Here is a 6,170-nt window from a genome sequence, read left to right on the forward strand (position 1 = left end):
GACCAGCCGTTGCGGACCAGCAGCTTGCGCACGCCCTGGATCGTGTAGGTCAGGTGGAAGCGCCTGCCGATCACCGTCTTGATCCGCGCCAGCGTCCACCGCTGGTCCTCCCAGCCGTGCGCGGCCGGCCCCTTGGCCAGCTCCGTTTCCAGCTGCGCGAACTGCTCCTCGCTCAGCCTCGGCAGCGACGCCGGCCCCTGCGACCGCAGAGCACGCGGACCGCCCTCGTCCCACGTTCGCCGCCATCGCTGCACCGACCGGACGCTGACGCGCAGGTCCTTGGCGATCACCGAGCTCGCCTCGCCCCTTGCGAACCGCTCGGCCGCCTGGAGCCGTAACTCCTCGCGGGACGCCTGACGTTCGGCGGTCAGCCCGCCACCCTGTGGATACCTCACGCCCCGGTGATACCGCAGGGACCGCGGCCCGTCAGCCCCTACGACACCACGAGTTCAACCTCAGTAGGCCGGTGCGGCTGGTGGTCGCGGCGATGGTCTGGAGCATGACTTCATGGCTGGTCAGGGGTCTGCCGCGCCAGTTCATGGTGAGTTGGGAGAACAGCCGGTGCTCGATCTTGTTCCACTTCGATGTGCCGGGCGGCAGATGGCACACAGTGATCTCCAGGCCGGTTTCGGCGGCGAGGTCGGCCAGGTGAGTCTTCCAGCCGCGGGTGCGGTAGCCGTTGGAGCCCCCGCCGTCGGCGGTGATCAGCAGCCGACGGGCGCCGGGGTAGCCGTGCCGGCCTCGGGCCTGCCACCAGCGCCGGATCGAGGCAACGGCGAAGGCGGCCGTGTCGTGATCGGTGCCGACGCTGACCCAGCCGATGTTCGCCGTCATGTCGTAGATCCCGTACGGAATCGCCTTCTCCGCCTGGCCGGGAAAGTCGTGCGTCTTGACCCTCACGGGCTGCCCTGCGGGCCGCCACTCGTGCCCGGCGTTCTTGTAGTCGCCGATCAGTTCCTTCTTTTTGCTGTCCACGCTGATCACCGGGTCACCAGCGTCCCGGTGATCACGAGCCTGCTCGTTGAGGTAGCGGAACTGGGCGTCCCGGTCAGGGTGCTGAGCGCCTTCGATGGTCTTGGCGTTGGCCTGCAGGCTGAAGCCTTCCTCCCCCCAGCAACCCGGCGACCGTGTCGGCGGAGACCCGGTGGCCCTGCCGGGTCAGCTCCGCTGCCAGCTTCCGGGTCGACTTCGTCGTCCACCGCAGCGGCGACATCGGGTCGCCCCGCTCGTCTGGCTCGACCAACGCCAGCAGCGCCGGCCGCAGCCCCGCGTCCAGCTCACTCGCCTTCTTCCGGCCTCCGCCCACTCGGCGGACCCGCCCCAACGGCGCCTGGCCGGACTCCAGTTCCGCCACCCCACGCGAGACCGTGCCCTCCCAGACCCCGGCTGCAGCGGCGACGAGCCTGATCCCGCCATGCCCCAGCGACCGCGCTTCCGCTCCTATGGCGAGCCGCCGCTGACGCTCGTCCAGATGCGGCAACAACGCCTGGAACTTCGCGGCCAAGGCGGCCTCGATCCCCTCCGGTCTCCCCATACCAGAACAACGATCCGCGTAGCTGGAAGCCACGACTTGTTTCCCGGCAAGCCCTTAGAGAAGCCGGACGTCGCAGCGGCTCAGAACGTCCATGATCCTCTCGAAGTCCCCTTTCAGACGCTCACGTGACTCGGACGAGTACCGCCAGTTGAGGGTGAAGGGAGCGGTAGCTCCGAAGTCTCCGCCCAAGCAGTCGGCCAAGGCACTGAGACTCTGGCCGAAGTATCCGCCGGGACCGTTGACCGCCTCTCCTATGGCGCAAAGAAAGTCCCGGAGGTCGCCGACCAAGCGCCCGTCCACCTCGTATTCGGTACCTGCGGGGTCGTCGTTGCGAGCGGAATGGGTGGCGTGGTTCACGCTGATTTCCAGCCACGTAGCTCGCTGCTCCCCGGTGTATGCAAGCCAGGATCCAGGCTGCTCAGGGCCGCCACGCCGCCGTTCCGCCCACATGGCTTCCGAGCCGGCCCCTGGGCGCCAGACGAGCATTCCTCCCACCTCGAGCGATCCGTCGTCCTTCACGCCGTATCCCGTCGCGACCGACATGTAGTACCTGCCGATACGACGCCCCTTGTGGTCCAGGATCACGATCCAGACGTTGCCCAGATCGGCCTTCGTACCCCAGACCGCGGGATCGCAGCTCACCGCCTGCCATCCGTCGAACCGCAGGAGCACTGCCTCGTCCTCCGGAACCGCGTGCGAGGAATAGAAGTTCCTCACCTCACGAGCCTGGATCAGGACCAACTCCGAGTCGTCGTCGACCACCTCATAGCTGATCTCCCCAGCCGTTCCTACCACTCCTCGTCACCCCACACTCGCCGGGGCCTTGGTCCCTGCTCCTCGTACCACGGACCAGGGAAGTCGAAGACCTTGTTGTAGTCGTGCTGGAACGCGTATCCGAGCCGACCGTTCTTGCTGAGAATTCTATGGCTGGTGAGAGTCCCATCAGCACGAGGCACGTTCCATTCCAGCGCGCCCGCCCATTCAGGGTTCTCGATTCCTTGATGGACGGTCTGGCTGTTGCCGGTCATCCTCGGATTGCCGTTACCGCTCTTGACCGCCTTGTATGCCTTCTGAATTTCCTTGGGCAGTCGGTTCTGGGCGCCGTAGTAGGCCTGGTTCAGCCTGCGGCGCTCCTTCATCTCGTCCGAATCCGGGTTGTACGGATCGTCCCTGAAGGCGGGCTGTGACGAGTGTGAACGGCGCTTGCCACCGCAGTTGTGGACGAGGGTGGACGTCTCACCCGCCGCGACGTAGTACGTGTGCGTCGTGTCGACGGTGAGGTTGTAGACGGCGGCCTGTTGTGTCCACGCGCTGACCGCGTCGACCTGGACCCAGGTGCCGGAGCCGGTCTGGAGCCATTGGCCGGGCTTGAGTTCGCCGGCCTTGAGCCACTTCTTCAAGTCGGGGACCCAGAAGGGGTGGCCCTCGGTCGCGGTGATGGTGTCGGTGGCGTGGCCCTTGTCGCCGTCCGTGTCCACCGTGAGCTTGACGAGGTGCTTCTCGCCCTTGCCTTCGATCGTGTCGGTGACCTTCTGTTTGGAGGTCTTGCCGGTGGTCGGATCGGTGGCGAGGACCTCGTCGCCTTCCTCGACCTTCTCGATGGGTTTGCGGCTGCCGTCGGCCATGACGACTTCCGTGCCCGGCACGAAGCTGTTGGCGGACGCCATGGAGGCCACGTCCATCGCGGTGCTGGTGCACTCGACCGCCGTCTCGATCTTGTCGGCCGTCTCGCTGACTCTGTCCGCCGCCTTGGCAATGTCGTCGGCGTACTTGGCCGCCTTCGACGCCATCCGTCCGGCCTTCGCCGCCCTGACGGCTGCTGCGCCGGCGCCGCCGAGCAGGACTCCGCCGACCGTGGCCGCGGCCCAGGCGCAGGCCTCCATGTCGCCCTTGGTGACGCAGTTCTTGATGTCGTTGAAGCCGGTGACCTCGCCGACGACGTTGCCGACCGTCTTGACGCCGTCCCAGACCTGGCCCCAGTCGACCGCTTCGGAGACGGTCTCGACGACGCTGCCGACCTGCTTGACGACCTCGTCGCGGATGGCGTCCACGGTCCTGGCGACATCGGCGACGACCTGGACGGCCGCGCCGACGATGATCGCCGGGAGGTTGGGATCGCCCGTGACGATGGCCTTGCCGACCGCGATCAAAGGCTTGGCCGCGGCGACGATCTGCGGGATCGGGTTGTGTTTGGCCGCGTAGGAGGCCGCTGATCTTGCCTTCTTCGTGATGTAGACCTTGGCCTGGTAGGCGGCACGCGCGGCTTGTCTGGCCTTCTCGCGGGCCCACTGGGTGAAGCCGGTCTTCTGCCCGACCCACTTGACGGCGTTGACGGTGGCGTCGACGACCGTCTTCAGGCCCGACTTGCGGTACAGATAACTGGCGGCCTTGCCGACATAGCTCAGCGCCTTGCTGAGCGCCGCTCCCGGGTGGCGCACCGCCCACTGCACACCGTGCCAGACGGACTTGGCGGTCTTGTAGGCGTAGCTCGCACCCCGGGTGATCTTGTTGCCCGCCCACTTCACAGCCTTCTTGCACCAGCCGCAGCTCGGCCAGTTGCCGTCCGGGTCGGTGTAGTCCATCGGGGCGCCGGCGCCGTAGGTGTAGCGGTTGGCCAGGATCGACGCGCCGGAGCTGTAGGTGTAGGAGTCGCGGGAGTCGAAGGCGCCGGTGCCCGGGTCGTACCAGCGGGCGTGCATGTTGACCTGGTCGGTGTCCGGGTCGGTCCAGTCGCCCTGGTAGCCGATGTTGCCGTCCATGCCCGCGGCGCTCGCGGTGCCGCGGACCTGGCCGAAGGGGTCGAAGGCCGTGGACTGGTCCAGGGTCGTCGCCGCGCCGTTCGTCGCCGACATGTTGCCGACGATGTCGCCGTGCTTGTCCTCCAGCGTGAGCCGGGCCGCGCCGCCGTTCTCGGCGACCGCCATGAGCTCGTCGGCGGCGCCGCGGCCGTACGTCGAGGTCTGGTCCTTGACGGGGTCCGGGGTCAGGCCGGCGTAGCTGAAGTCCACGCCGTTGCGGGCCGCGACCCGGTCCATCGAGTCGTAGGTGTACTCCGTGCCCGACTCGCCCGCCTTCACCATCCGGTCGAAGGCGTCGAAGGTGAACTGCTCCGTCAGGCCCGAGCTGGTACGGGTCGCCAGCGTGCCGCGCGGTGTGTGGTCGTAGGTGTAGTCGCCGTCGGACAGCAGCCGGTTGCGTTCGTCGAAGGTGGCGGTCTTGGTGCCGTTCTTCACGCGGTTGCCGCTGTCGTCCCAGCCGTACTCGGTGGTGGTGCCGTCGGCGGTCCAGGACGTGAGGCGGCCGGCGTGGTCGTAGCCGTAGGTGCTGGTGCCCGCCTTGGCCGTGCCGGCCGTGGTCTTCGACGTCAGGTGGTCGTCGGTGTCGTAGCCGTAGTCGGTCGACGCCATCGTCTGGTCGGCGCTGTTCTTCAGTGTGTCGGTGTCGAGCCGGCCGAGGTCGTCGTAGGTGAAGGAGCGGGACTGGCCGGAGGCGTAGTCGACCTTCTTGACCACGCCCGCGCCGTCGTAGGTGTAGCTCTGCCGCACACCGGTCAGCGGGTCGGTCGCCGAGGCCAGCTGCTGCTTGGCGTAGCTGAAGACGGCGGTGCCGGCCGCGTCGGTGCGGCTGGTGAGCAGGCCGTCGTTGTTGTACTCGTAGGTGGCGTCGCCTGACGGGCCCGTCGCCTTGATCAGGCCGCCGCGGTCGTTGTACTCGTAGGTGTTGTCGCCCTTGGGGGACGAGGCCTTGACCAGCCGTCCCGCCGGGTCGTACTGGAACCGCTTCTCGGGGGTGGTCACTTCGGCGCCGGTGCCGGTCTCGCGGACCAGTTGGCCGGCCTTGTCGTACTCGCGCTCGCGGATCACGTTGCCCGGTGCCGTGAGCTTCACCGGCTGACCGGCGGCGTCGTACGCGGTGGTCCAGGTGCGCGCCTGAAGCGCCGGGTCGCGGGTCGTCGAGGGCTCGATCACCGACTCGGCGAGGCCGAGCGTGTTGACCGTGTAGATCGTGGTGTTCCCGCGGCCGTCGGTGTAGCGGGTGCGGTTGCCGAGTTCGTCGTAACCGAAGGACGTGGTGATGGACTTGGTGTCGGAGACCGGCTCGGTCTGGCTGGTCAGCCGGTTCATCGCGTCGTACGCGTAGGTGGTCGTACGGTTCAGCGGGTTGGTCGACGTGGCCAGGTTGCCCGCCTTGTCGTAGGTGTAACTCACCTTGCGTATCAGGCTGTTGACCGGGTCCAGGTCCTTGTCCTGGACGAGCTGGCCGAGCGGGTCGTAAAGCTTCGCCGAGGTGCGGCCCATGCCGTCGGTGCGGCGCACCTCGCGGCCCGAGGCGTCGTACCCGAACTGGGTGATGGCGCCGCTGGCCTCCTGCAGCCTGGTCAGCTGGCTGAGCCCGTCGTAGGTGTACTGGCTGACCGCGCCGCCCGGCGAGGTCTGCTTCACCACGTTGCCCGCGTCGTCGTACTCGTTGCGGGTGGTGAAGGCGCCGGGCAGGGGCTTGCGCTCGATCTGGGTGGTGGTGACCGGGCGGTCGAGGTCGTCGTAGGTCGTCTCGGCGCGGGCGCCGGTCGGGTCGGTGACCGAGAGCACCTTTCCGGTGCGGGTGTAGGTGTACTTCCACTGCCCGCGCTCGTCGC

General features: G+C 67.8%; 3 protein-coding genes and 1 pseudogene. All 4 read right to left on the reverse strand.

Annotated features, from left to right (window positions below; genetic code table 11):
* A partial coding sequence (locus ALMP_RS35810) for a winged helix-turn-helix domain-containing protein (RefSeq protein ID WP_264935954.1) occupies positions 1–395 on the reverse strand: 395 nt, incomplete at its 3' end.
* A gap of 64 nt (positions 396–459) precedes the next feature.
* A pseudogene (locus ALMP_RS35815) lies at positions 460–1,534 on the reverse strand (ISAzo13 family transposase); the annotation flags it as partial.
* A gap of 54 nt (positions 1,535–1,588) precedes the next feature.
* On the reverse strand, positions 1,589–2,296 hold the full coding sequence (locus ALMP_RS35820) for a barstar family protein (protein WP_264935956.1): 708 nt from the start codon (positions 2,294–2,296) through the stop codon (positions 1,589–1,591).
* A gap of 26 nt (positions 2,297–2,322) precedes the next feature.
* The coding region (locus ALMP_RS35825) for a polymorphic toxin-type HINT domain-containing protein (RefSeq protein WP_264935957.1) at positions 2,323–6,170 on the reverse strand (3,848 nt) is incomplete at its 5' end.

The organism is Streptomyces sp. A012304, from assembly GCF_026008495.1.
Taxonomy (GTDB): domain Bacteria; phylum Actinomycetota; class Actinomycetes; order Streptomycetales; family Streptomycetaceae; genus Streptomyces.